The sequence below is a fragment of the Lysinibacillus sp. BNK-21 genome (genome assembly GCF_048684915.1).
In the GTDB taxonomy this organism is placed as follows: Bacteria; Bacillota; Bacilli; order Bacillales_A; family Planococcaceae; genus Lysinibacillus; species Lysinibacillus capsici.
In genome coordinates this window covers 3,450,533-3,475,873 of the sequence record NZ_JBLQTS010000001.1, presented here as the reverse complement: position 1 = coordinate 3,475,873, position 25,341 = coordinate 3,450,533, and the positions used below count along the sequence as shown (strand labels likewise).

General features: G+C 38.5%; 24 protein-coding genes. All 24 read left to right on the top strand.

The features are described from left to right. The first annotated feature begins 170 nt into the window (after nucleotides 1-170). Entirely contained in the window at nucleotides 171-1,574 is a 1,404-nt protein-coding gene (locus ACMGGO_RS17775) for a YfcC family protein (protein ID WP_420282112.1), read from the top strand. Between the two features lie 12 nt (nucleotides 1,575-1,586). Continuing rightward, a complete protein-coding gene (locus tag ACMGGO_RS17770; protein WP_115673199.1) occupies nucleotides 1,587-2,738 on the top strand; it encodes a M20 metallopeptidase family protein in 1,152 nt (383 codons plus the stop codon). A gap of 33 nt (nucleotides 2,739-2,771) precedes the next feature. Then, nucleotides 2,772-3,875: a mandelate racemase/muconate lactonizing enzyme family protein gene (locus ACMGGO_RS17765; RefSeq protein ID WP_083225383.1), complete on the top strand. Its 1,104-nt coding sequence runs from the start codon at nucleotides 2,772-2,774 to the stop codon at nucleotides 3,873-3,875. Nucleotides 3,876-4,008: 133 nt separating this feature from the next. Beyond that, a complete protein-coding gene (gene recG, locus ACMGGO_RS17760; RefSeq protein ID WP_054550503.1) occupies nucleotides 4,009-6,054 on the top strand; it encodes an ATP-dependent DNA helicase RecG in 2,046 nt (681 codons plus the stop codon). Between the two features lie 132 nt (nucleotides 6,055-6,186). After that, complete coding sequence (gene fapR / locus ACMGGO_RS17755) at nucleotides 6,187-6,759, top strand: transcription factor FapR (protein ID WP_004269421.1); 573 nt, start codon at nucleotides 6,187-6,189, stop codon at nucleotides 6,757-6,759. Nucleotides 6,760-6,761: 2 nt separating this feature from the next. Further along, nucleotides 6,762-7,754 carry a phosphate acyltransferase PlsX gene (gene plsX / locus ACMGGO_RS17750; RefSeq protein WP_048391651.1) on the top strand — a complete coding sequence of 331 codons (993 nt, stop codon included), beginning with the start codon at nucleotides 6,762-6,764 and terminating at the stop codon, nucleotides 7,752-7,754. 18 nt (nucleotides 7,755-7,772) lie between these two features. Then, a complete protein-coding gene (fabD, locus tag ACMGGO_RS17745) occupies nucleotides 7,773-8,726 on the top strand; it encodes an ACP S-malonyltransferase (RefSeq protein ID WP_004269419.1) in 954 nt (317 codons plus the stop codon). Beyond that, a complete protein-coding gene (gene fabG, locus ACMGGO_RS17740; protein WP_054550504.1) occupies nucleotides 8,719-9,465 on the top strand; it encodes a 3-oxoacyl-[acyl-carrier-protein] reductase in 747 nt (248 codons plus the stop codon). Before fabD ends, fabG begins: the two co-directional genes overlap by 8 nt. 58 nt (nucleotides 9,466-9,523) lie before the next feature. Further along, nucleotides 9,524-9,760: an acyl carrier protein gene (acpP, locus tag ACMGGO_RS17735; protein WP_009371143.1), complete on the top strand. Its 237-nt coding sequence runs from the start codon at nucleotides 9,524-9,526 to the stop codon at nucleotides 9,758-9,760. A 388-nt stretch (nucleotides 9,761-10,148) separates the two neighbouring features. Beyond that, on the top strand, nucleotides 10,149-10,913 hold the full coding sequence (gene rnc / locus ACMGGO_RS17730) for a ribonuclease III (RefSeq protein WP_012293239.1): 765 nt from the start codon (nucleotides 10,149-10,151) through the stop codon (nucleotides 10,911-10,913). 3 nt (nucleotides 10,914-10,916) lie between these two features. Beyond that, the gene (gene smc, locus ACMGGO_RS17725; RefSeq protein WP_279494161.1) at nucleotides 10,917-14,498 is read left to right on the top strand and encodes a chromosome segregation protein SMC; all 3,582 of its coding nucleotides are present in this window, start codon (nucleotides 10,917-10,919) and stop codon (nucleotides 14,496-14,498) included. Next, nucleotides 14,495-15,772 carry a signal recognition particle-docking protein FtsY gene (gene ftsY, locus ACMGGO_RS17720; RefSeq protein ID WP_054550506.1) on the top strand — a complete coding sequence of 426 codons (1,278 nt, stop codon included), beginning with the start codon at nucleotides 14,495-14,497 and terminating at the stop codon, nucleotides 15,770-15,772. Before smc ends, ftsY begins: the two co-directional genes overlap by 4 nt. Nucleotides 15,773-16,067: 295 nt before the next feature. After that, nucleotides 16,068-16,403 carry a putative DNA-binding protein gene (locus tag ACMGGO_RS17715; RefSeq protein WP_048391643.1) on the top strand — a complete coding sequence of 112 codons (336 nt, stop codon included), beginning with the start codon at nucleotides 16,068-16,070 and terminating at the stop codon, nucleotides 16,401-16,403. A 12-nt stretch (nucleotides 16,404-16,415) separates the two neighbouring features. Continuing rightward, complete coding sequence (gene ffh, locus ACMGGO_RS17710) at nucleotides 16,416-17,774, top strand: signal recognition particle protein (RefSeq protein WP_048391641.1); 1,359 nt, start codon at nucleotides 16,416-16,418, stop codon at nucleotides 17,772-17,774. Between the two features lie 94 nt (nucleotides 17,775-17,868). Next, nucleotides 17,869-18,141 carry a 30S ribosomal protein S16 gene (gene rpsP / locus ACMGGO_RS17705; RefSeq protein WP_004269411.1) on the top strand — a complete coding sequence of 91 codons (273 nt, stop codon included), beginning with the start codon at nucleotides 17,869-17,871 and terminating at the stop codon, nucleotides 18,139-18,141. Between the two features lie 15 nt (nucleotides 18,142-18,156). After that, nucleotides 18,157-18,390, top strand: a complete 234-nt coding sequence (locus ACMGGO_RS17700) for a KH domain-containing protein (RefSeq protein ID WP_004269410.1) — start codon at nucleotides 18,157-18,159, stop codon at nucleotides 18,388-18,390. Nucleotides 18,391-18,763: 373 nt separating this feature from the next. Then, nucleotides 18,764-19,279 (top strand): ribosome maturation factor RimM, encoded by a 516-nt coding sequence (gene rimM, locus ACMGGO_RS17695; protein WP_054550508.1) that lies wholly within the window; start codon nucleotides 18,764-18,766, stop codon nucleotides 19,277-19,279. Continuing rightward, nucleotides 19,279-20,016: a tRNA (guanosine(37)-N1)-methyltransferase TrmD gene (gene trmD, locus ACMGGO_RS17690; protein WP_066037837.1), complete on the top strand. Its 738-nt coding sequence runs from the start codon at nucleotides 19,279-19,281 to the stop codon at nucleotides 20,014-20,016. The genes rimM and trmD overlap by 1 nt, the downstream gene beginning before the upstream one ends. 116 nt (nucleotides 20,017-20,132) lie before the next feature. Beyond that, a complete protein-coding gene (gene rplS / locus ACMGGO_RS17685; protein WP_004269407.1) occupies nucleotides 20,133-20,477 on the top strand; it encodes a 50S ribosomal protein L19 in 345 nt (114 codons plus the stop codon). A 105-nt stretch (nucleotides 20,478-20,582) separates the two neighbouring features. Beyond that, entirely contained in the window at nucleotides 20,583-21,152 is a 570-nt protein-coding gene (gene lepB, locus ACMGGO_RS17680) for a signal peptidase I (protein WP_048391637.1), read from the top strand. Between the two features lie 57 nt (nucleotides 21,153-21,209). Beyond that, on the top strand, nucleotides 21,210-22,085 hold the full coding sequence (gene ylqF / locus ACMGGO_RS17675; RefSeq protein ID WP_048391635.1) for a ribosome biogenesis GTPase YlqF: 876 nt from the start codon (nucleotides 21,210-21,212) through the stop codon (nucleotides 22,083-22,085). 164 nt (nucleotides 22,086-22,249) lie between these two features. After that, complete coding sequence (locus ACMGGO_RS17670) at nucleotides 22,250-23,011, top strand: ribonuclease HII (RefSeq protein ID WP_054550509.1); 762 nt, start codon at nucleotides 22,250-22,252, stop codon at nucleotides 23,009-23,011. A gap of 56 nt (nucleotides 23,012-23,067) precedes the next feature. Next, entirely contained in the window at nucleotides 23,068-24,957 is a 1,890-nt protein-coding gene (locus ACMGGO_RS17665) for a hypothetical protein (protein ID WP_374805828.1), read from the top strand. Then, nucleotides 24,954-25,256: an EscU/YscU/HrcU family type III secretion system export apparatus switch protein gene (locus tag ACMGGO_RS17660; RefSeq protein WP_048391628.1), complete on the top strand. Its 303-nt coding sequence runs from the start codon at nucleotides 24,954-24,956 to the stop codon at nucleotides 25,254-25,256. The genes ACMGGO_RS17665 and ACMGGO_RS17660 overlap by 4 nt, the downstream gene beginning before the upstream one ends. Nucleotides 25,257-25,341 lie beyond the last annotated feature (85 nt).

Here is a 25,341-nt window from a genome sequence, read left to right as displayed (position 1 = left end):
GTAACTATTCAAAATACTAATTTTTTATTTATTTTTTTATCAATTACAATGAATAAGACGGAAATTTCAAAAAAAGGGGATGGCTTTTTATGTTGGAGAGATATGTTACGTATTGATAGTGGACATAAAAATTTGTATTTATTCAACGATTCAACTAAGGAGGATGGCGGATGAGTAAATTTATAGCTAATAAAGAAATAGAGCAACAAAAAGGAATCAATGTTTATGTGTTAATCTTTTGCCTTATTGTTGTATCTTCCATTTTAACGTATTTTATTCCAGCTGGTTCATTTCAACGGGAAGAAGTTAATGGACGTCAAGTGATTCAACCTGGGACATTTAGTTTTACAGATATGAACCCCATTGGCTTTCTGGATATTTTTAGCAGTGTACATTCAGGCATGATGCAAGGAGCAAGTATTATTTTCTTCGTATTGATTGTAGGAGGTACCTTTGGAATACTATCAGCCACAGGGGCATTAGAATCCTTTATCGCCATGCTATCTGTAAAAATGGCAAAACGCGAAATGTTAATAATACCAGTATTAATGTTGTTTTTCGCCTGTGCTGGGTCATTAATGGGGATGTCTGATGAAACGATTGTATATGTAGGGATTCTTGCACCGCTTGCTGTTGCCCTAGGGTTTGATGCAATTACAGGTTTTGCAATTGTTATTCTTGGTGCATCTGTCGGATTTTCGGCAGCTGTTATGAATCCGTTTACAGTAGGAATAGCGCAAGAGATTGCGGGCTTGCCATTATTTTCAGGGATTGCTTTTCGAATTGTCATTTTTGTTGTCTTATACACAGTAGCAACAATATATGTTTATCGCTATGCAAGAAAAGTGAAAAATAATCCTAAACTCGGCTTTTATGGAAATTTTCGCAATGATGAGGGTGATTTCGTACAGGGGAATTCGAAAATGGAAATAAGACATAAGCTTGTTATGGCTACATTTCTTTTGAATTTTATCGTATTGATGTACGGGGTTGTAAAACTAGGTTGGTACATTACTGAAATAGCTGGTTTATTTTTATTGTTTGGTATTTTAATGGGGCTTATTGGCAAATTATCACCTTCGCATATTGCTAATTCATTTATGAAGGGCGCAGGTGATTTAGTTGGTGGCGCTCTTATCATTGGGTTAGCTCAGTCTATTTTAGTGATTTTCAATAACTCAGGATTAATTGATACAATTCTCTTTTACACATCTGCATTGCTTGATTCAGTTCCACCTGCACTAAATGCTGTAGGGATGTTTATCTTCCAGTTATTTTTAAATTTTTTAGTACAATCAGGAAGTGGACAGGCTGCCTTAACGATGCCAATTATGGCACCTTTATCAGATATGATCGGTGTTACAAGACAAACAGCCGTACTTGCCTATCAATTTGGCGATGGTATGTCGAATATTATATTCCCAACAGTAGGTTTTTTAATGGCGGGATTATCAATTGCGGGTATTCCTTGGGGTAAATGGATAAAGTGGATTTTTCCGTTTATGCTTATTCAAGTAACAGTTGCGGTAATATCGCTCATTATTGCACAAGTCATACAATACGGACCTTTCTAAAGGAGTTTAACAATGGAAATAATGAATATAAAAAAATTAGCAGAAAAGGCAATAGAGGATCGCCGTCATCTGCACCAATACCCAGAGCTTTCTGGTGAAGAATACGAAACAAGTGAGTTTATTCGCAAAAGACTAGAGGAGTTAGATATAGAAATTCTAGATTATGAACCTCCAGGTGTAGTGGCGTTTATAAAAGGGACAAAGGGAACAAAAACTATTGCATTACGTGCCGATATAGATGCCTTACCTATAAAAGAAGAGGGAGACAAACCGTACATTTCAGACAGGCAAGGTGTTGCTCATATGTGTGGCCATGATGGTCATACAGCGATTTTATTAGCAGTTGCAACATGGATAAGCTTAAATAGAGAGAAAATCGAGCCGAATATCAAGCTTATATTTCAATCAGCAGAGGAAATCACGCCAAGTGGCGCTGATTTATTAATTCAAAAAGGTGTGTTGGAAGATATAGATGCTATTTTTGGCATTCACTTATGGCAAGGTTTAGAGAAAGGGAAGATAGGTTTAACACATGGACCGATGATGGCTTCTATTGATGATTTTGAAATTATAATTCAAGGGTATGGTGGTCATGGTTCGATGCCACATGAAACAATTGATCCTATTTATATAGCTAGCCATTTAATGCAAGCTTTTCAAAGTATCATAAGTAGAAATGTCAATCCTATCGATGCGGGTGTCATTACAGTTGGTAATATACAAGCGGGAACCACTTATAATATTATTCCTGATACGGCAAAATTAACTGGAACGATCAGAGCATTGACACCGAACACTGTAAAAATCATTAAAACGAAAATGGTAAGTTTAACAGAAGGGATTTGCCGAGCATTTGGAGCAGAAGGAAAAATCGATTTTATTTTAGGAACACCTCCGCTCGTCAATTATCCAACACAATCACGATTTATTGAATCGATTGTACGGGAACAATTCGGAGATACCGCATTTAAGGTAGTCGAACCAGTCATGGGTGGAGAAGATTTTTCTTATTATTTACAACATAAGCCTGGAGCATTTGTTTTTGTAGGTATGGGTGGTGAAAAAAGCCAATATCCACATCATCATCCACGATTTGATCTAGATGAAGATGTTTTCCCTGATGCGATTCAACTATTTATAAATATTATCTTGCAACATAAATAATCAGACTATTTATACGAAAAGGAGTTTTACATCGTGATAAAAAAGATTGAAGTGTTTGCAGCACGTTTACAATTAAAGGAACCCTTCGTTATTTCTTATGTTCATTTAGATGATATGCCAACTATTCTTACCAGAATCGAGACGGATGAGGGTGTAGTTGGCTGGGGCGAAGCTGTGCCTGATCAAAATGTGACGGGTGAAACTTGGGAGAGCACGTATCACGTTATTAAACATGAACTAGCGCCATTACTGATTGATGAAGATCCATTTGCAGTAGACCGTATCCATAAAAAGTTTAATGAAAAAATTGATGGAGTCCCTTCAGCAAAAGCCGCATTGGACATTGCACTCTACGATTTGATGGGGAAAATGACTGGTCAACCAGTTTATCAATTAATTGGTGGAAAAGCACATGAGGAATTACAGGTGCCAAGAGTGATTAGCATTAAGAGTCCTGAGGAAATGGCTAAAGATGCAAGTGAATTTGTAAAATCGGGTTTCCGTAATATTAAAATTAAGGTTGGTACAAATGCTGATTTAGATATTGCTCGTATTCGTGCTGTAAGAGAAGCAATAGGTGAGGAGGTGCAACTGCGAGTAGATGCCAATCAAGGTTGGAATAGAATGGAGACACTAAAAGTAATAAGAGAAACTACAGCTTGTCATGTAGACTGGTACGAGCAACCTGTAAAAGCACATGATTTAAGAGCGTTAAAAGAAATCAGAGCCCTTTCACCTTGTAGTATTATGGTAGACGAAGGTGTTCATAATATTTATGATTTAGTCGATGTCATAGAAATGCGTGCTGCCGATATGCTAAATATAAAATTAATGAAATCAGGTGGAATCTATCCAGCTTTAGCGCTTGCAAGTCTTGCGGAGGCTGCAGAGATGCCTTGCCAAGTTGGCTCTATGGTTGAATCAGCAATCGGAACAATGGCTGGGGCACACCTAGCCATCAGTAAGTCGATTATCCATACAAACGAGATGGTCGGACCATTAATGTTTGTAAAAGATGTGGCAAATGTTACATACTATAAAGACATCCTGCAGTTAAGTGATAAAGCTGGATTAGGAATAGAAGTTGATGAGCAATATGTGAAAGAAATTACATGTTTCTCCTGTGAAATTAAATAATCAAAAGTTTAACCCTATCAATCATTGGTAGGGTTTTTGCTTATGTGTAGGGTTAGGGAAATAATTTATGGTACATTAGATAGAGAGAGTATAACACTACATAAACAATCAATGAAGGGAGTTGTGGGATAAGATGACTGAATTATATGGACCCGTCAATGAATTAAAAGGCGTCGGGAAAGAAACAGCAGCCCATCTTGAATCACTAGGAATCAATACAATAGCTGATTTATTATGGACGTTCCCACATCGACATGAAGATTTTCGTTTAAAAGATTTAGCGCAAACACCACATAACGAACGGGTTACAGTTGAGTGTAAGGTGGAGCGGGAGCCTACGATTTTATTTTTAGGTCGTAATAAGTCAAGACTCCAAGTAACTGTTTTAGCAGGAAGACATTTAGTGAAAGTCGTATTTTTCAATCAGGGCTATTTAAAGCAAAAGCTTGTACCTGGTTCCATTATTACGGTGACTGGTAAATGGGATCGCGGTAGACAAGTAATCAATGGCACTTCAGTTACATTTGGTCCTAAAACAGATCAAGTTGACTTTGAGCCTGTCTATAGTCTGAAAGGCTTGATCCCCCAAAAAAGATTTCGAAAATATATGCGACAAGTGTTAGACGATTGTGGAGAAGTACTGCCAGAGACCATTCCATATTATTTACAAGAGTCGTATAAGCTTGTTTCAATAAGAGAGGGCTTGGAGGGTATTCATTTTCCACTGGATGCTGGGCATGCTAAACAAGCAAGGAGACGCTTTGCCTATGAGGAGCTATTAAACTTCCAATTGCGTATTCAAGCTTTACGGAAAATAAGGAAGGATAGTGAACACGGTACAGTTATTCAATTTAATGTGCATAAGTTACGAGATTTTATCGCTTCCTTACCCTATGAATTAACGAATGCTCAAAAACGCGTGGTGAATGAAATTTGTAAGGATTTGAAGGAGCCGCATCGAATGAATCGCTTGCTACAAGGGGATGTAGGTTCGGGTAAAACCGTTGTAGCAGCAATAGGGCTATATGCAGCCGTAACAGCAGGTTTTCAAGGAGCCTTAATGGCACCAACTGAAATATTAGCAGAACAGCACTTAGAGAATTTGAAAGAATGGTTCCAACCATTTGGTGTTCGTGTTGCACTCTTATCCGGGTCCACTAAAACAAAAGAGCGACGTGTGATATTAGCTGATTTGGCAAATGGAGATCTTGATATTGTTATTGGTACACATGCTCTAATCCAGCCAGATGTTATTTTTCATAAACTTGGCTTTGTCATCACGGATGAACAGCACCGCTTTGGTGTGGAGCAACGACGTATTTTGCGTGATAAAGGGGAGAATCCCGATGTGCTTTTTATGACAGCTACCCCGATACCACGAACACTAGCTATTACAGCATTTGGGGAAATGGACGTATCGATGATTGATGAAATGCCAGCAGGGCGTAAGCAGATTGAAACGCATTGGATGAAGAAAGAACAATTCGGCTCTGTTTTATCTAAGCTAGAATTAGAGTTAGCTGCTGGAAGACAAGCCTATGCGATTTGTCCGCTTATCGAGGAATCCGATAAGCTTGATGTTCAGAATGCTGTGGAAATTTATGAGCAGCTAGCGACTTATTTTAAAGATCGTTATCATGTCGGTTTAATGCATGGGCGTTTATCAGCTGATGAAAAAGATGCGGTTATGCGTGCTTTTAGTGAAGGGACTATTCAAGTTTTAGTTTCTACAACCGTTGTAGAGGTAGGTGTAAATGTACCAAATGCTACCTTTATGCTTGTCTATGATGCTGAACGCTTTGGCCTAGCGCAGTTGCATCAGCTTCGAGGTCGTGTTGGTCGTGGTGAGCACCAATCATACTGTATTTTACTTGCAGATCCTAAGTCTGATGAGGGGAAAGAACGTATGCAATCGATGACAGAAACAAATGATGGTTTCCGTTTAGCTGAAAAAGATCTTGAATTAAGGGGACCAGGAGACTTTTTTGGTAGAAAGCAAAGTGGTTTACCTGATTTTAAAGTAGCTGATTTAGTACATGATTATCGTATATTGGAGACCGCTAGAAAAGATGCCTCAGAGATGCTTGAAACAAAAGAGTTTTGGCAGGATGACGACTATCAATACTTGCGTAAAATGCTAGAAGATACTGGTGTTTTACAAGGAGAGCGCTTCGATTAATCTGAGAAGCTTGTTAGCACAGAAAGAATGTAAGTACTTGATTTCAAAACAAGTCTTGCATTCTTTTTTTATACTCTATATACTGATATTAGTACCAAGTGCTAATAACAACTCAAAAGGTGGCGAATGAAGTTGAGACGAACGAAAAAAGAGCGACAGCGACTACTATCTGAAACGATAGCTGAAAATCCATTCGTCACAGATGAACAGCTAGCAACACAGTTTCAGGTAAGTGTCCAAACAATTCGTTTAGACCGTATGGAATTATCAATACCAGAATTACGCGAGCGAATTAAAGATGTTGCTTCAAAAAACTATGAAAATGAAGTAAAATCTCTCCCGATTGATGAGGTCATTGGGGAGATAGTAGATATTGAATTAGATCATCGAGCACTCTCGATTTTTGATGTACAAGAAGAGCATGTTTTTCAGCGTAATGGCATCGCACGTGGGCATCATTTGTTTGCGCAAGCAAATTCATTAGCGGTTGCAGTAATTGATGACGAACTAGCATTAACCGTACATTCCAATATTACGTTTGTGAAACCTGTACGAGCTGGAAATCGTGTTATTACAAAAGCGATTGTTATCGGACGAGATGAACAAACACACCGAACAAAAGTTGAGGTAACATCTACCGTTAATGGTGAAACCGTTTTTGTTGGTGAGTTTGATATGTACCGCACGAAAGGTAAAGGTGAGTAACAATGAAATTAGCGCTTGATGGAATGGGTGGAGACAATGCACCAAAGTCAGTTGTTGAAGGTGCACTTTTAGCATTAGAGCAAATTCCAAACTTAGAAATTCAACTATATGGTCATCAAGATAAGCTGGAACCATTTTTAAAACAACATGATCGATTAAAGGTTATACATTGTGAGGAAGCAGTAGAAGGAACTGATGATCCTGCCCGTGCTGTTCGTAGAAAAAAGGATTCTTCCATGGCACGTATGATGGATGCAGTAGAGGAGGGTAAAGCAGATGCTTGCCTTTCTGCAGGGAACACAGGGGCCCTGATGGCGGGTGGCCTATTTAAAGTAGGTCGCATTGAGGGAATAGCTAGACCAGCATTAGCTACAACGCTACCAACATTAGACGGTAAAGGGTTTTTAATGCTTGATTTAGGGGCAAATGCAGATGCTCGCCCAGAGCATTTAGTGCAATATGCCATTATGGGTGATATTTATGCTAAAAAGGTTGGAGGTTTGCAAAAACCACGAATTGGCTTATTAAATATCGGTACCGAGGATAAAAAAGGGAATGAATTAACAAAAGCTGCCTTCGAATTATTGAAGGAAGCAGATTTGAATTTTATTGGAAATGTAGAAGCACGTGATTTACTTGAAGGAGTAGCTGATGTTGTTGTAACAGATGGCTTTACAGGAAATATGGTGTTGAAGTCTATTGAAGGGACAGCAGGTGCTTTATTTTCTATGTTAAAAGAGGCCTTTATGTCTTCAACGAAAACGAAAATTTCAGCAGCGCTCATGAAAAATAATTTACGTGACTTGAAAAATAAAATGGACTATACAGAGTATGGTGGCGCAGGATTGTTTGGCTTACAAGCACCTGTTATTAAGGCACATGGATCATCAAATGCGAAAGCGATTTTCAGTGCCATTCGACAAGCCAATACGATGGTAGAGCATACGGTTATTTCGACGATTACGGAGACAGTACGCCACATAGAAATTGATTAAGCAAAGGGGATTATTCAAATGACAAAAATAGCATTTATTTTTCCAGGACAGGGTTCACAAGTAGTTGGAATGGGTCAAGAGTTTGTTGAAAATGCTGCAGAAAGTAAAGCATTTTATGATCGCGCAGATCAAGCTCTTCAATTTGAATTATCTAAATTAATGTTAGAAGGTCCAGCAGAAGAGTTAACACTGACATATCATGCACAGCCAGCGCTACTTACTACTGGTGTAATGGTGGCTGAAAAGTTACGCGCAGCAGGTATTCAACCACACTACGCAGCGGGTCATTCACTTGGAGAATATGGTGCATTGGTGTTAGCAGGTGTTATGTCATTTGATGATGCTGTGTCAATCGTGCATAAACGAGGTCTTTATATGAATGAAGCTGTGCCAGCAGGTCAAGGCGCAATGGCAGCAATTTTAGGAATGGAACTAGAGGCATTGAACGAGGTAACAGAGCAGGTATCAGCATCAGGTGACTCTGTTCAGGTGGCTAATGTGAATTGTCCAGGACAAATTGTTATTTCGGGCACTAAAGAAGGTGTGGATAAAGCAAGTGTTGCTGCCAAAGAAGCTGGTGCAAAACGAGCAATACCTTTAGTTGTAAGTGGTCCCTTCCACTCTGATTTAATGCGTCCATCTTCAGAGAAACTGCAAGCAGCATTGGCAGAGATTTCTTTATCTGCACCTGAAATTCCTGTAATTGGCAATGTGATGGCGAAGGAATTAAAAGATGTAGCAGCAATACAACAAGAGCTAGTTGAACAGGTATACAGTGCTGTTCAATGGGAAGCTTCTATGCGTGAAATGCTTGCGCAAGGTGTTGACGTCTTTATCGAATGTGGACCTGGTAAAGTATTAAGCGGTCTCTTGAAAAAAATTGATCGCTCTGTTGCAACTTATTGTGTTTATGATGAAGCTTCGTTAGAAGCAGTTTTAGAAGCGTCGAAGGAGTGGTCAATTAATGCGTAAATTAGAAGGAAAAGTAGCTGTTGTAACAGGAGCTTCAAGAGGGATTGGACGTGCTATTGCTTTAAAGCTTGCAGAAGAAGGTGCTAAGGTTGTTGTGAACTATAGCGGCTCTCAGGCAAAAGCAGAAGAAGTAGTAGCGATGATTCAAGAAAACGGTGGCGAAGCAATTGCTGTACAAGCTAGCGTCTCTCAGACAGAAGAAGTGACAGCATTAATGGATGCTGCTGTGAAAACATACGGCTCCCTTGATATTTTAGTGAATAATGCTGGTATTACAAGAGATAACTTGCTCATGCGTATGAAAGAAGACGAATGGGACGATGTATTAAATACGAACCTTAAAGGTGTTTTCCTTTGTACAAAAGCGGTCACACGTCAAATGATGAAGCAACGTGCAGGTCGCATTATTAACATTTCTTCCATCGTTGGTGTAGCGGGTAATGCTGGTCAAGCCAACTATGTTGCGGCTAAAGCAGGTGTTATTGGACTAACGAAAACGACGGCAAAGGAATTAGCTTCTCGTAATATTTTAGTTAATGCTATTGCACCAGGTTTTATCGAAACAGAAATGACAGAACAATTGCCAGAGGATATCAAACAAGGTATGCTAACACAGATTCCTCTTGCGAAACTTGGTCAGCCAGAGGATATCGCAAAAGCAGTAGCTTTCCTAGCATCGGAGGACGCAAATTATATGACTGGACAAACGCTTCATATTGATGGCGGTATGGTTATGTAATTTCAATTAGGCATATAAGCTGATTTTTTGTATAATCATTTGAGGGGAGGTGAATCATTTGTCTACAGTATTAGAACGCGTAACAAAAGTAATCGTGGACCGTTTAGGTGTGGAAGAAAGCGAAGTAACGCTAGAAGCTTCTTTCCGTGATGATTTAGGTGCTGACTCATTAGACGTAGTTGAGCTTGTAATGGAGCTTGAAGACGAATTCGATATGGAAATTTCTGATGAAGATGCTGAAAAAATCTCAACAGTAGGTACTGCAATCTCATACATCGAAAGTAAATTAAACTAATTTCGTTAAAACTTTATTTAGTGAAAATAGATCACCTCTAATGGTGTAATGGTCATCGTAATCATACAATGGTTTTATGGTAGCTTGAATAAAGTAGAAATTACTTTTTCTGCATTCCTTGTTTGAAGGAGCAGATTCAATGAATGAAGATGTATTTAAAGGGGACGAAATGGATCGGTTTTCGATCTATTAACGTCCCTTTTTTATGTTAAAAATCTAATGACCAGTCAGCTTCAAAATTCTCTCTAATGGGAGATGCATGCTGTATTAAGAGGAATTTTCGGAAAAATTTCCAAAACATTGTGTTTAAGCCGAAATACTTTTGCATAAACGCCCTGAAAAAGGTACACTAAAACGGTAGAAACTATTAGGAAGGCAGATTTGTTCAATGGCTATGAAAAGAAAAGGAACTATGCAGAAATCTGGCGTACTTCCTGAAAAAGTACGCAACCAATTTGAGCTGTTACAGCATGAATTAAATATCACATTTATTAATAAAAATTTATTGTATCAAGCATTCACGCATTCATCTTATGTGAATGAGCATCGCCGTAAATTATTTACGGATAATGAGCGTCTTGAATTTTTAGGAGACGCAGTACTTGAACTGTCTGTTTCTAAATATCTTTTTGAGAAATATCCAAATATGAGCGAGGGTGAGTTAACAAAGCTAAGAGCTTCCATTGTATGTGAGCCATCACTAGTGATATTTGCTAACGAGCTAGGCTTTGGACGCTTTGTATTACTTGGAAAAGGTGAGGAATTAACAGGTGGTCGGGAACGTCCAGCGCTGCTTGCAGATGTCTTTGAATCATTTGTAGGTGCACTCTATTTAGATCAAGATTTACAAACGGTCGTGTCATTTTTAGAACGAATCGTGTTCCCAAAAGTAGAAGTCGGTGCTTTTTCGCATGTGATGGATTTTAAAAGTCAATTGCAAGAAATGGTACAGCAAACGAATAATGGACTTCTTCATTATGAGATTATCGATGAAAAAGGCCCAGCACATAATCGTACCTTTGTATCAAGCGTATTATTAAATGGACAAGAGCTTGGTATTGGTCGTGGAAAATCAAAAAAAGAAGCCGAGCAGCAAGCTGCACAATGTGCAATGCGGATGATGCGTGAAGAAGCTGCAAAAGAGGAGGCTTAATAGATGTTCCTAAAACGACTAGAAGTGATTGGCTTTAAATCTTTTGCGGAACGCATTGGAATTGATTTTGTACCTGGTGTTACAGCCGTTGTTGGACCAAATGGCAGTGGAAAAAGTAATGTCACAGATGCGATTCGTTGGGTACTTGGGGAGCAATCGGCAAAGTCGTTACGTGGAGCAAAGATGGAAGATGTTATTTTCGCTGGGAGTGACTCTCGTAAGCCACTCAACTTTGCAGAAGTAACACTTATTTTAGATAATACTGATGAGCAACTTGCTTTTTCTTATACAGAAGTCAGTGTAACAAGACGCGTATACCGTTCAGGTGATAGTGAATATTTATTAAATAACCAACAGTGTCGCCTGAAGGATATTACGGACTTGTTTATGGATTCAGGACTTGGGAAAGAGGCATTTTCAATTATCTCTCAAGGTCGTGTTGATGAAATTTTAAATAGTCGACCTGATGACCGTCGTTCTATTTTTGAAGAGGCAGCTGGCGTTTTAAAGTATAAAATAAGAAAGAAAAAAGCTGAGCATAAGCTTGTTGAGACAGATGAAAATTTGTATCGTGTATTAGACATTCTCCATGAATTAGACAACCGATTAGAGCCGCTTGAAATGCAGGCATCTAGTGCAAGAGATTATGTACAAATGTCTTCTGAGCTAAAGGATTTTGATATTGCAATTCTTGTGCATGATTTTAAAAATTGTGCACAATCTTTGCATGCGCTTAAAGAGGAATTTACGGAGCTTTCTGCAACAGAGCTAGAACAAGCTCAAAATATTTCAATGATTGATAAACAGACCGCCAATATACGTAAGCTATTAAAAGATCTAGATGATTATTTGGATGTTTCGCAGGCTGAGCTTGTCAATGCCACTATGGAGGTAGAGCGTTGGGATGGTCGTAAGGCATTAATGGCTGAAAAACGCCAAAATGCATCGAATCAACTATTACAACTGAATACAACATTACAAGAGGCTAAGGCGGAAGTAGAGTTACTCCTGGTTCAAGAACAGGAGAAAAAAGAAGTGTTCTCCGAGAAGCAACAAGCCGTATCAGTATTAAAGCAGAGCATCAAGCAGTTAGAACAATCATTAAATCGGTCTGTGACAGAAATCGAGGAAGAAATAGAAGACTATAAAAATCGATATATTGATTCATTAAATGAAGAAGCAACAGTCAAGAATGAATTAAAAAATATCGATCAGCAATTAGCTCAACAAAAGGCAATGGCGGCAAAAATGTCCGATCAAACAGATGAAATTGGACAAGAGCTTATGCAAATCATTGCTGAAAAAGAAAAGCTAGTGGTTGAACATGCTTTGACAACCAATGATTTACAGAAAAAATTAGAGCAATATGAAACCTTACAAATACAGTTGAAAAATGTCAATATTTCTTTTAGCGAAAAACAGGATATGTTGTACAAAGCGTATCAACACCAACAACAACTAAAGGCTAGAAAAGATACATTAGCTGAACTCGAAGCTGATTTTTCTGGGTTCTTCCAAGGTGTTAAAGAAGTCTTGCTTGCTCGAGATAAAGGTGATTTACAAGGTATTGAGGGTGCTGTAGCAGAGTTAATCCAAGTTGAAGGAAAGTATTCACAAGCTATTGAAACAGCTTTAGGTGCTGCCTCTCAACATATTGTCACAACCAATGAGCGCCATGCGCAACAGGCTATTCACTGGTTAAAACAAAAACGGGCTGGACGTGCTACTTTTTTACCGAAAACAGTCATGAAATCACGCAAAATTAATCCAGGAACTATTCAGCTAGCAACTGAACATCCTGCCTTTGTTCAAATGGCAGATGCACTTGTCACTTTTAATGAAGATAATCGAACAATTGTTGAAAATCTATTAGGGAATGTCATCGTGGCATCAAATTTAGAAGGCGCAAGTCAAATTGCCCGATTATGTGGTTTCCGATACCGAGTTGTCACACTTGAAGGAGATATTGTTAATGCAGGGGGTTCCTTAACAGGTGGTGCACTGAAACAGCAATCCTCACTCTTTACAAGAAAAGCAGAGTTAGATGATTTAATCATTAAGCTAGAATCGTTACAGGCTTCCATTTATAGTGCTGAACAGGCTGTTGCAGCCGAAAAAGAGAAGCTTGCAGTACTGCGAGATCAAGTAGAGCAATTAAAGCTTGAAGGAGAGCAATTACGAAAAGATGAGATGCAACAGTCAAGTCGTATTCGTGAGCTAGAAGTCGTAGAAAAAAGCTTATCGGCTAGAGTAACCTTTGCTTCAACTGAAACAAAAGATGTAAAAACACGTGAGGAAGCATTGTTAACACAAAAGCAAGCAGCAGAGGAGCGCTTAAATACCCTTGCTGTAGAGCTTGTCGAAATCAATGAAACTGTCGAACAATTAAGTAAGGTAAAGTTACAGGGGGAGACAGAGAAAGATGTCTTACGAGAACAGCTTGCCGAAAAACGTTCACAGCTAGCGGTTATGCAAGAACAAATGTCACAAGTTCAAATTACGACTGCTGAACTGGCACTACAATTAAACAAAGCACAACAAAAAGTTAAAAATATTTCTCAGGAAATAATGTGGCTTCAATCTGATGAATCGACAAATCATTTAAGTGATGAAGAGGTCGAGGAACAGGTTGTGACATGGAAAGCAAGAAGAGATGCCTTACAAGAGACTATTTCTGAAAAGAAAGAGCAGAAAATAGGACAACAACAAGAACTCTCTACATTAGAAGAACAACTCAAGGAACTACAGCGTATTCATAAAGGATATCTTGAAGCAATTCGTGCCAATGAGTTAAAACGTAATCGTGTAGAATTTGAAATGGATAATTTTATCGAACAACTCGAAGAAAATTATCAGTTAACTTTCGAAGAGGCTGAGAAAGAAGCTCTGGCAATAGAAGATGAAGAGTTTGTGCGAAGACGTGTTAAATTGTTAAAAAGATCTATTGAAGAGCTAGGACCTGTTAATTTAAGTGCGATTGAGGAATATGATAGAGTACTAGAACGTCATACTTTCTTAACTGAACAACGAGAGGACTTGCTTGCTGCACAGGAAACATTACATGAAGCAATCAAAGAAATGGATGAAGAAATGACGATGCGCTTTAGTGAAACGTTTTATGCTATTAGAGAGCAATTTAAACGTGTTTTCCGTGAATTGTTTGGCGGGGGGCAAGCTGATTTGGTTTTAATTGACCCACAAAATTTATTGGAAACAGGTATTGAAATTGTTGCACAGCCTCCAGGAAAAAAATTACAGAATTTAAGTTTGCTTTCTGGTGGTGAGCGTGCACTTACGGCCATTGCTTTACTATTCTCCATCTTAAATATTCGACCTGTACCATTTTGTATTCTGGATGAAGTAGAGGCGGCTTTAGATGAAGCGAATGTTGTGCGTTATAGCCAATATTTGAAAAAGTTTAGTCTCGACACACAATTCATTGTGATTACTCATCGTAAAGGAACAATGGAGGGAGCTGATGTCTTGTATGGTATAACAATGCAAGAATCAGGTGTGTCGAAACTTGTATCAGTAAAACTAGAAGATGAACCCGTACTTGCGGAGCAAAGGAGCGAACAAGCATGAGTTTTTTTAAACGTTTAAAAGATAAATTAATGGGTAATCCAGCAGAGGAAGAGAAGCTAGACGCAACCGACAACGAACAGGAATCTGACCATTCGGAGCCGGAGTTTAAAGAATCAAACGAACCTGCTGCCATTGAGACCGTTGATCTAAAAGTGTCTGAACAAGATGAAGAATCACCAGAAATGGCGATTGTGAAAGAAGTCGACGTGGAAGCCGAGCCCTCACCTGAAATAGAAGAAGCACAGCTAGATCTTCAGGAGCTAGCAGTAGTAGAGGATGAACCACTGGAAGAGAAAAAGCCTTCTGCTTGGTCAATAACACAAAAATTCAAGGCTGGCCTTGAAAAAACACGTAATTCTTTTACATCAAAAGTGAATGACCTTGTTGCACGCTATCGTAAAGTGGATGAGGATTTCTTTGAAGAATTAGAGGACTTACTATTACAGGCTGATGTTGGATTTGAAACAGTCATGGAACTCATGGATAAACTGCGTTATGAAGTGCAACGTAAAAATATTAAAGATACAAATGGCATTCAAGCTGTGATTTCTGAGAAGCTTGTAGAGATTTACGAGCAAGGTGAAGAAGATTTAATTGAACTAACTATGCAGCCAGATGGTGAACTAACGGTTATTCTATTTGTTGGCGTAAATGGTGTTGGGAAAACAACAACGATAGGTAAGCTAGCACACCGTTTAAAGTCTCAAGGGAAAACGGTTGTATTAGCTGCGGGTGATACGTTCCGTGCAGGTGCTATTGATCAATTACAAGTATGGGGAGATCGTGTTGGTTGTGAGGTTATTAAACAATCAGAAGGCTCTGACCCAGCAGCAGTTATGTATGATGCGATTCGTGCAGCAAAAAACAGAAAAGCGGATGTGTTGATTTGTGATACAGCGGGACGCTTGCAGAACAAAGTGAACCTAATGAATGAGCTTGAAAAAGTTCATCGTGTTATTTCACGTGAAATTCCAAATGCTCCACATGAAGTATTATTAGCATTAGATGCAACAACTGGCCAAAATGCGCTTGTTCAAGCACAAACATTTAAAGAGGCAACGAATGTGACAGGGATTGTTTTAACAAAGTTAGACGGTACTGCTAAAGGGGGGATTGTTCTTGCTATTCGTAACAAGCTGCACATTCCTGTAAAATTTGTGGGTCTTGGTGAGAAAATGGATGATTTACAGCCATTTGATGCAGAACGATATGTCTATGGACTATTTGCTGATGGTTTGGATAAGGAACTACAAAATAATGATGAAAACAGCTAACAGTGGCTGAATAGTTTTATATTGAATGCCATATATCTCTTTTCTATTCAGAAAGCAGGATGCTTAGTTTGCTTCAGCTTTTGAACAAAATTGGATAAAGTGACACTGACACATAATAGATAAAAACGCTCGATTGTGTATAGGTGAATTGACTTGTTTAAAAGAGTAATACTAGCCAATGGCAAAAAATGCCTGAAAGCTGTAATTTAGGCTTTTAGACAAGGAGATTACCTTGACACAGACGGGCGCTTTTCGTTATGATACAAATGACTAATAGCGGGAGGAGAAACATTCGATGCTACTTGAAAAAACAACACGCATGAACTTTCTCTTCGACTTTTATCAAGCATTATTAACAGATAAGCAAAGAAGTTATATGGAGCTATACTATTTGGATGATAACTCTCTAGGAGAAATCGCTGAATCGTATGGTGTTTCACGCCAAGCTGTTTACGATAATATTCGTCGAACTGAAGCGATGCTTGAGGAATATGAAGAAAAATTATGTTTACTTGAAAAATTTCAACAACGTACCCAAATGCTGTCACAGCTAACACAGGGGATTACAGAAAAAAGTATGACAGCTGAAGAGCAGCTAGCACTTATTGAGCAGCTGAAAGAATGGGATTAGGAGGCGAAAGCAATGGCTTTTGAAGGATTAGCGGAACGACTCCAAGGAACGATCCAAAAGATTAAAGGCAAAGGAAAAGTGTCAGAGCAAGACGTTAAAGAAATGATGCGAGAAGTCCGATTTGCTTTAATCGAGGCGGATGTTAACTTAAAAGTAGTCAAAGAATTCGTGAAAAAGGTAAGTGAACGTGCTGTCGGTGTTGATGTTATGCAAAGTTTAACACCAGGTCAGCAAGTTATTAAAATTGTACAGGATGAACTAACAGAATTAATGGGGGGCGAACAAAGTCCCATTAAGTTCAATACGAAGCCACCCACTGTCATTATGATGGTTGGTCTACAAGGTGCGGGTAAAACGACCACTACAGGTAAATTGGCAAATGTTCTACGAAAAAAATATAATCGTAAACCATTATTAGTTGCCGCTGACGTTTATCGTCCAGCAGCTGTCCAACAATTACAAACATTAGGAAAACAGTTATCACTACCTGTTTTTGCGCTAGGTACTGAGGTATCTCCTGTAGAAATTGCACGTCAGGCAATTGAATTGGCAAAGGAAGAGCATCATGATGTAGTGATTATTGATACAGCTGGTCGACTTCATATCGATGAAGACCTAATGCAAGAGTTAAAGGATATTCGTGCATTAAAAGAGCCAGATGAGGTTTTCCTAGTTGTTGATGCCATGACGGGTCAAGATGCAGTCAATGTAGCAGAAAGCTTTAATGAAGCAATCGGTATTACTGGGGTTGTTTTAACAAAACTTGACGGTGATACGCGTGGTGGTGCTGCATTATCTATCCGTTCTGTGACGCAAAAACCAATTAAATTTGTCGGGATGGGCGAAAAAATGGATGCGCTTGAACCATTCCATCCAGAGCGTATGGCGTCTCGTATATTAGGTATGGGCGATGTTCTGTCCCTTATCGAGAAAGCTCAGGCAAATGTAGATGAAGCCAAGGCAAAAGAATTAGAAGAAAAGTTTAAATCTCAAACATTTACTTTTGATGATTTTGTCGAGCAATTACAGCAAGTCAAGAAAATGGGCCCTCTTGATGAAATTTTAAAAATGCTACCAGGTGCTAACAAAATCAAAGGCTTAGATAATGTAAAAGTTGATGATAAGCAAATGGGGCGTGTAGAGGCCATTATTTACTCGATGACGCCTGCTGAAAAGACCAACCCAGAAATCATTAATGGTAGCCGTAAAAAGCGTATTGCGAAAGGCTCTGGGACATCTATTCAAGAGGTGAATCGTCTCATTAAACAATTCGATGAAATGAAAAAAATGATGAAACAAATGACTGGAATGGCAAGTGGTAAAGGGAAGAAAAAAATGAAATTACCAGGCTTTGATTCATTGTTTAAATAATAATTTTTAGGTGTTAAGAAAAAACACTTTACAAACAACCTAAACATTGATAATATACTATCTTGTGTGAAACTTATTCGGAGGTGCTATTAAAATGGCAGTTAAAATTCGCTTAAAACGTATGGGAGCTAAAAAATCTCCTTTCTATCGTATCGTAGTTGCAGACGCTCGTTCACCACGTGATGGTCGTCAAATCGAAACAGTTGGTACTTACAACCCACTAACTCAACCAGCTACTGTAAACATTGATGAAGAGAAAGCTCTTAAATGGTTAGCTGACGGTGCAAAACCATCAGATACAGTACGTAACCTGTTCTCAGAACAAGGTATCATGGAAAAATTCCATAACCAAAAATTCAGTAAATAATCGGGGGCGACGTCTTTGAAGCAGCTGATTGAAGCAATCGTTTTACCGTTAGTCGATTATCCAGAAGAAGTTCGTATTGAGACGGATGAAAATGCAAATCGAATTGTTTATAAACTTTTTGTTCATCCAGAGGATAGAGGGAAAGTCATAGGCAAGCAAGGGCGAGTAGCAAAAGCGATTCGTACAATTGTTTATTCAGCGGCAGGTAGTCACCATCAAAAGAAGACCTACGTCGATATATTGGATTAATAGAAAAGATTTTCACGCTCTTGCAACAAGTACTAGTGAGTCCTGATAGGTGTGTTTACATGTCGCTTAGGAGTTCAAAGTGGCCTTTTAGTATAAAGCGTAAAATCTGGACGAAAAAGGAGGGAGCTTGTAGGTTCCTTCCTTTTTTTATCTTTTTTTAACATCAGCATATCGCTATAACTTCTGTTTAAGTGGAAATTAAAGCTTAAATAAGGAGTATAGATAAAGGATATTGCTTATATTATTGTTGACAAGACAAATGAGTCTTAGCTAAAACTACATTCTTCCAAAGCACATCTGCAAGAACGGAACCTTTTTTGGATGAGCCAGATGCATTGTGAAGATAAGCATGTTTTTTACGAGGTGAAATAGAATGGAATGGTTTAATGTAGGTCGAATTGTCAATACGCACGGTATTCGTGGTGAGGTACGTGTATTATCGACAACAGACTTTGAAGAAGAGCGTTTTGCAGTAGGAAATAAGCTTGCTGCCTTTAAAAAAGACGATAAGAAGCCAACCTGGGTAACGATTGACTCTATGCGTCGTCATAAAAACTTTATTTTATTAACTTTTGAAGGCATGAACAATATCAACTTGGTTGAGCCATTTAAAGAAGGCATGCTGAAAGTGACAAAAGATCAAATGACTGATGATCTTCTTGAAGAAAATGAGTTCTTTTTCCATGAAATAATAGGCTGCACAGTTATTTCTGAAGAGGGCGAGACAATCGGTATAGTAGCAGATATCCTGCAAACAGGGGCAAACGATGTATGGGTAGTGAAAGGGACTAAGAAAGAACACTATATCCCTTATATAGAAGATATCGTGAAAGATATTGATGTTAGGGACAAAAAAATAGTCATTCATGTTATGGAAGGCTTATTATGATGAATATTCATGTATTGAGCCTGTTCCCTGATATGTTTTCAGGTGTTTTTGGTGCATCTATTTTAAAGAAGGCACAAGAAAAGGGAGCTGTAAATTTAGAGGTAACGGATATTCGTACATTTTCAGGGAACAAGCATAATCAGGTTGACGACTATCCATATGGTGGTGGTGCAGGTATGGTATTAAAGCCTGAACCAATGTTTAGTGCAGTAGAGGCTATAACTGCAGGGAAACAGCCGCGTATCATATTAATGTGTCCTCAGGGAGAACGATTTACGCAGAAAAAAGCAGAGGAGCTAGCGCAGGAGACAGAGTTAGTGTTCTTATGTGGTCATTATGAAGGCTATGATGAGCGTATACGTCAGCATCTCGTGACAGACGAGATTTCCATTGGCGATTTTGTCTTAACAGGTGGAGAATTAGGCGCTATGACTGTTATTGATAGCGTAGTTAGATTGTTACCAGGTGTCTTAGGACAAGAGGATTCTCATATTCAGGATTCTTTTTCAACAGGTCTCCTTGAGCATCCACATTATACACGTCCTGCGGAGTTCCGTGGTATGAAGGTACCTGATGTTTTATTATCGGGGAATCATGCTAAAATCGAGCAATGGCGAGAGGAACAGTCGCTGAAAAGAACTTTTGAGCGTCGTCCTGACTTACTGGAGCAATACCCATTAACAGACAAGCAAAAATTGTATCTAGAAAAACTAAAAAACAATCGTCTAGATGCTTGATTGCCGAATCTATTTATGATAACATCTAATCTGTACTTCTATGTGGAGTACTGAATTACGGTGTTCCGCTGTGGCATAGATTGCGTGCAAGAGCATCTGTCTAAGGAGAGAAAACAATGTCAAACATTATTGCAGAAATTACAAAATCTCAGCTTCGCTCTGATCTACCAACTTTCCGTCCTGGTGATACTGTTAAGGTACACGTGAAAGTAGTAGAGGGTACTCGTGAACGTATCCAAATTTTCGAAGGTGTAGTAATTAAACGTCGTGGTGGCGGAATTAGCGAAACTTTCACAGTTCGTAAAATTTCTTACGGTGTAGGTGTTGAGCGTACATTCCCTGTACACACACCAAAAATCGCTAACTTAGAAGTTGTACGTCGTGGTAAAGTACGTCGTGCTAAACTTTACTACCTACGTAACCTACGTGGTAAAGCTGCTCGTATTAAAGAAATTCGATAATTATGACTTAAAAGTGAGGGGCTTGTGTTCAAGCCTCTTTTCTTTTTGCTTGTCATCTTTATTCACTATCATCTAAAATGGTGTTAGACAAGGGGGCAATTCTCAATGGAAAAACAAGTGAAAGAAAAAAATGAATTATGGGAATGGACAAAAGCACTATTAATTGCATTTGCGATAGCTGCAGTTATTCGATATTTTTTATTTACACCCATTGCAGTTGATGGAGAGTCCATGATGCCAACCCTTGAAGATGGCGACCGAATGATTGTGAATAAAATTGGTTATAAAATAGGTGAGCCTAAACGTTTTGATATCGTTGTATTTCATGCACCCGAACAAAAAAATTACATAAAGCGTGTAATTGGATTGCCAGGAGATACATTAGAGTATAAGGATGATCAATTGTATATAAATGGTGAGCCAATTGAAGAACCCTATTTAGATGCCTATAAAGCGCAAATCACAGAGGGAACTTTAACAGAAGATTTCACCTTAAATGACATTGATGTTTCCTTGGATAGCAATACCATTCCTGAGGGGTATATCTTTGTTATGGGAGATAATCGTCGATATAGTAAAGACAGTCGACATATTGGTCTTGTTAACCAAAAAGAAATTATCGGTAATACCAGTCTGATTTTCTGGCCATTTAGTGATATAAAAATTGTAAAGTAATGTAAGAAAGGGAGAGCATAATCACTCCCTTTTTCTTTTAGTTTAGGAGGTATAGCTGTGACGATACAATGGTTTCCAGGGCATATGGCTAAAGCCCGACGTGAAGTAACTGAAAAATTAAAGCTTGTCGATATTATCTTTGAATTAATAGATGCACGTTTACCGCTATCCTCACGTAATCCGATGATTGACGAAGTCATTAACCAAAAACCTCGTCTTTTGATCTTAAATAAAGCGGATATGGCAGATGAACAAGAAACACGGAAATGGGTAGAGTATTTTGCAAAGCGTGGCCATAAAGCAGTAGCCATTAACTCACTTGAGGGCAAGGGCTTACAGCAAGTCACAAAAGCGGCACAAGATATTTTAAAAGAAAAATTTGATCGCATGAAAGCAAGAGGAATGAAGCCTAGAGCTATTCGTGCCATGATTGTGGGTATTCCAAACGTGGGAAAATCAACATTGATAAATCGATTAGCGAAAAAAAATATCGCTAAAACAGGCAATACACCAGGTGTGACAAAGGCACAGCAATGGATCAAAGTTGGTAAAGAGCTTGAACTATTGGATACACCAGGTATTTTATGGCCAAAGTTTGAGGATCAAGAAGTAGGCTTTAAATTAGCTTTAACCGGTGCTATTAAGGATACTATTACAAATATGGAAGACCTAGCTGTCTATGGATTACGCTTCTTATCTAATCATTATCCAAAGCGTATGGAAGAGCGTTACGGTCTTGAGTTTATCCATGAGGAGTTAGTGGATACTTTTGACCATATTGGTAAGCTGCGTCGTGTGTTTGGTCCTGGTGGAGAAATAGATTATGATCAAGTAGCTCAACTAATTGTTCGAGATATCCGTGGATTACAATTAGGTAAACTTACCTTTGATTTTGTGGATGAACAGTTAGAAAAGGAAACTGAACAATTATAAGTATTTAAAACTGTCACACGTTCTTTTGTGACAGTTTTTCTTTTAGGAATACATTTTTTAACCGATAATGACTATAGAGAGGAAAATAGTTTTCAAGTTAAAGAGACTACATAATAACTGAACATGATATAGTTTGAATGAATAGAAGCAAGAAGGAGTACACAATGAAAACGATTAAGGAAATTACAACTGCATTGAAAGCTGCTGAGGAATGGCAAGATTGGATGAAAGAAGTTGCAGCCGATGAAAGAGCAGGTGTACAAAAGGCATGGCTAACTTGGCAAAAGAGACAAGATAAAAAACATCAATTACTGCAAGAGCATCAAAAAAAAGTTACATTCGATTTAAGCTATGGGGGAACAGATACATTTATTGCGGGTGTAGATGAAGCAGGAAGAGGACCACTAGCAGGGCCAGTCGTAACGGCAGCAGTAATTTTACCAACAAATTGTGAGGCACTTGTTGGTCTGAATGACTCAAAGCAATTATCGAAGGATAAACGAAACGGCTTTGCTAAATTAGTTAAAGAGCATGCCATAAGCTATTTTATTCATTTTCAATCTGCCCAACAAATTGATGAACTGAATATATATGAGGCAACAAAACAATCTATGAAGGTAAGTGTTGAATCATTGTCAACGAAGCCGGATGTTGTTTTAGTAGATGCTATGACATTACCTATTACAATTCCTCAAGATTCGATTATAAAAGGAGATGCTAAGAGCTTAGCGATAGCAGCCGCATCCATTTTAGCTAAAACGGCACGGGATGAGTATATGGAGCAATTAGACGAGGAATTTCCAATGTATGGCTTTGCGCAACATGCAGGGTATGGGACTAAGCAACATTTAGAAGCGTTAGAAGAATTTGGACCGACTATTCACCATCGTAAATCATTTGAACCAATAAAATCTATGTTTTCATAAAGTTAAAAAACGGTAGACAATTACACGAAGGAGTAATTGATGAAAGGAGTATGTATATGACAGCCACATCATTTAATCCAATTCAGATACAGCAAAATGCAATGACTTCGACAAATCAACCACTTGCTTTAAAACAAGGACAAGTATTTCATGGAACAATTAAGCAATTATATCCAGATCAAATGGCAGAAATACAAGTAGGTAATCAAAAATTTATAGCTAAACTCGAAGTGCCGTTAAAAGCCGGGGATGCCCATTTCTTTCAGGTAACAGGGACAAATCCACAAACGGAATTGAAAATAGTGACTGGACCGATGGCGCAGGCATCTACACCGAGTCAGCAAATTAATCAGTTATTAGAATCCATGAATTTGCCAAAATCTGCAGAGATGCAGCAATTATTAGGGCATTTTATGAAAGCGCAGCTACCCATTTCTAAAGAGCAAATGCTGCAAGCTGAAATGTGGTTAAAGGCATTGCCAGAGGGTATATCAAAAGTAGATGCTCTACAAACCATTCAAAAAATGATAGAGCTTAAAATGCCTATGATAAACGATGTGTTTCAAGCATTGATGAGTGGTCAAAAGACATCTGGTATGACCGCTATCATGGATAACTTTGCTCAGCTTTTAGCGAAGGATACAACCCTATCTGAGTCATTGAGGCAAAATTTAATGCAACAAGTACAAGCGATTGCCAAGCCCTTTGAAGTAGAAACAGGTAGTGCAGTGCTTGCAAGGCTTTTACAAAGTTTAACGAATAGTTCTGCGACAATGAATGAAAAAATGCAAGCTTTATCAATGCTAAAAGAGTCAGGGATTCTCCCCCAGCAGACTACATTGCAAAACTGGTCAAAAATGAATGAAGCAAAAGCCTTTCAGCCAATACAGCAAGCTGGTCAAGTTATTCAAACCATTCTTGCTACAAAGCCAGAAAATGCTAGACAACTGGTGGAACAGCTTAAATCATGGACCGAAAGTCAAAATTTATTAACGAATGGACAAAAACAGCAAATCAATCAGCTTGTGGATCGTTTTAATCAACTACCAGTATCAAAACAAACGCTAGATGTTTTTGCTAAACAAATGCAGGATCAGTTATTAAAAGCTTTTACTCAAAATACAGCTGATCGTTTATTTACACAGGATGCCCACACACTTTCGATGAAAGATCATTTGTTATCCTTATTTAAACAAGAGGCCAATTCTCCTTCACAGTCTGAGGCACTCATGCGCAATCTGGTGAAAAATAGTATTGATTCTTCGCAACCATTTATACAGCAAGTTGTGACACAAGCAGAAGCACTAGTACAAAATTCAATGGATAGTAAAGCGATGGAACATGCACTTAAAACGGTGTTGAAAAATTTAGGAATTAGCTACGAGGCTACACTCGGAAACAAGTCGGCTGATTTACACATGATTGCGCATCAGCTAAAGCCACAGCTCCATACATTATTGCAGGAAACTAATATACCACCTCAAATGAAGGAAGCGGCAGAGATGCTTATGACGCGTATGAATGGAATGCAGTTATCTTCAGGAGAAAATGGTCATCAACATCAGCTCATCATGCAAGTTCCACTTGAATTTTTTGGCAAGAAGATGGATGCAACCTTACAATGGAATGGTCGCATGAAAGATAATGGCAAAATTGATGCAAACTATGCACGCGTATTATTTTATTTACAAATGGCATCTATGCAAGAAACAGTGATTGATATGCAGGTTCAAAATAGAGTTGTCACAGTAACGGTCTTTAATGAAAATTCGGAAATTCAATCACTTGCTGAGCCGTTGAAGGCTGCTTTAAAAATTGGACTGGCTGAAAAAAATTATCAACTTTCAGGTGTGTTTATTAAACAATTTGATAAAGGGCAAACGGAAAAAGTAGGTCCTGTAGTAGAACAGCGAGAGGAGCAGAGTGGGGTGGATATCCGCGTATGAGCGAAGAAAAACTTACTCGAAAAGAGGCAATTGCGCTTACGTATAAGCTTGGTCAATTTGATAGTCCCACTGTTGTAGCAAAGGGAAAAGGGAAAATTGCCGAGAACATTTTGGCAAGAGCAAATGAGCATAATGTGCCGATTTATGAGGATCCTAACCTTGTGCAGTTACTTGGTCAATTAGATTTAAATGAGTCTATTCCTGAAGAATTATATCAGGCAGTAGCAGAAGTTTTCGCATTTATTTATCGTTTGGATCAGCAACATGCGCAAAAATATAGAAAAAATGAATTATTCTGATTATTTTTACAAGCTGTTTTAGTACACAAAATAGAAAAAAGCGTCATAATAAGAGAGAAAATTCGAACTAAAGACAAAGTGTAGA

Bases quoted from the DNA above. Each gene is read 5' to 3' on its own strand.
- ACMGGO_RS17665 (WP_374805828.1), top strand. From the start codon at position 23,068: ATGACAGCCACATCATTTAATCCAATTCAGATACAGCAAAATGCAATG.
- rimM (WP_054550508.1), top strand. From the start codon at position 18,764: ATGGAATGGTTTAATGTAGGTCGAATTGTCAATACGCACGGTATTCGT.
- ACMGGO_RS17670 (WP_054550509.1), top strand. From the start codon at position 22,250: ATGAAAACGATTAAGGAAATTACAACTGCATTGAAAGCTGCTGAGGAA.
- ffh (WP_048391641.1), top strand. From the start codon at position 16,416: ATGGCTTTTGAAGGATTAGCGGAACGACTCCAAGGAACGATCCAAAAG.
- recG (WP_054550503.1), top strand. From the start codon at position 4,009: ATGACTGAATTATATGGACCCGTCAATGAATTAAAAGGCGTCGGGAAA.
- ACMGGO_RS17660 (WP_048391628.1), top strand. From the start codon at position 24,954: ATGAGCGAAGAAAAACTTACTCGAAAAGAGGCAATTGCGCTTACGTAT.
- plsX (WP_048391651.1), top strand. From the start codon at position 6,762: ATGAAATTAGCGCTTGATGGAATGGGTGGAGACAATGCACCAAAGTCA.
- trmD (WP_066037837.1), top strand. From the start codon at position 19,279: ATGAATATTCATGTATTGAGCCTGTTCCCTGATATGTTTTCAGGTGTT.
- fabD (WP_004269419.1), top strand. From the start codon at position 7,773: ATGACAAAAATAGCATTTATTTTTCCAGGACAGGGTTCACAAGTAGTT.
- ACMGGO_RS17775 (WP_420282112.1), top strand. From the start codon at position 171: ATGAGTAAATTTATAGCTAATAAAGAAATAGAGCAACAAAAAGGAATC.
- rplS (WP_004269407.1), top strand. From the start codon at position 20,133: ATGTCAAACATTATTGCAGAAATTACAAAATCTCAGCTTCGCTCTGAT.
- smc (WP_279494161.1), top strand. From the start codon at position 10,917: ATGTTCCTAAAACGACTAGAAGTGATTGGCTTTAAATCTTTTGCGGAA.
- rnc (WP_012293239.1), top strand. From the start codon at position 10,149: ATGGCTATGAAAAGAAAAGGAACTATGCAGAAATCTGGCGTACTTCCT.
- fabG (WP_054550504.1), top strand. From the start codon at position 8,719: ATGCGTAAATTAGAAGGAAAAGTAGCTGTTGTAACAGGAGCTTCAAGA.
- rpsP (WP_004269411.1), top strand. From the start codon at position 17,869: ATGGCAGTTAAAATTCGCTTAAAACGTATGGGAGCTAAAAAATCTCCT.
- ftsY (WP_054550506.1), top strand. From the start codon at position 14,495: ATGAGTTTTTTTAAACGTTTAAAAGATAAATTAATGGGTAATCCAGCA.
- ACMGGO_RS17715 (WP_048391643.1), top strand. From the start codon at position 16,068: ATGCTACTTGAAAAAACAACACGCATGAACTTTCTCTTCGACTTTTAT.
- ACMGGO_RS17770 (WP_115673199.1), top strand. From the start codon at position 1,587: ATGGAAATAATGAATATAAAAAAATTAGCAGAAAAGGCAATAGAGGAT.
- lepB (WP_048391637.1), top strand. From the start codon at position 20,583: ATGGAAAAACAAGTGAAAGAAAAAAATGAATTATGGGAATGGACAAAA.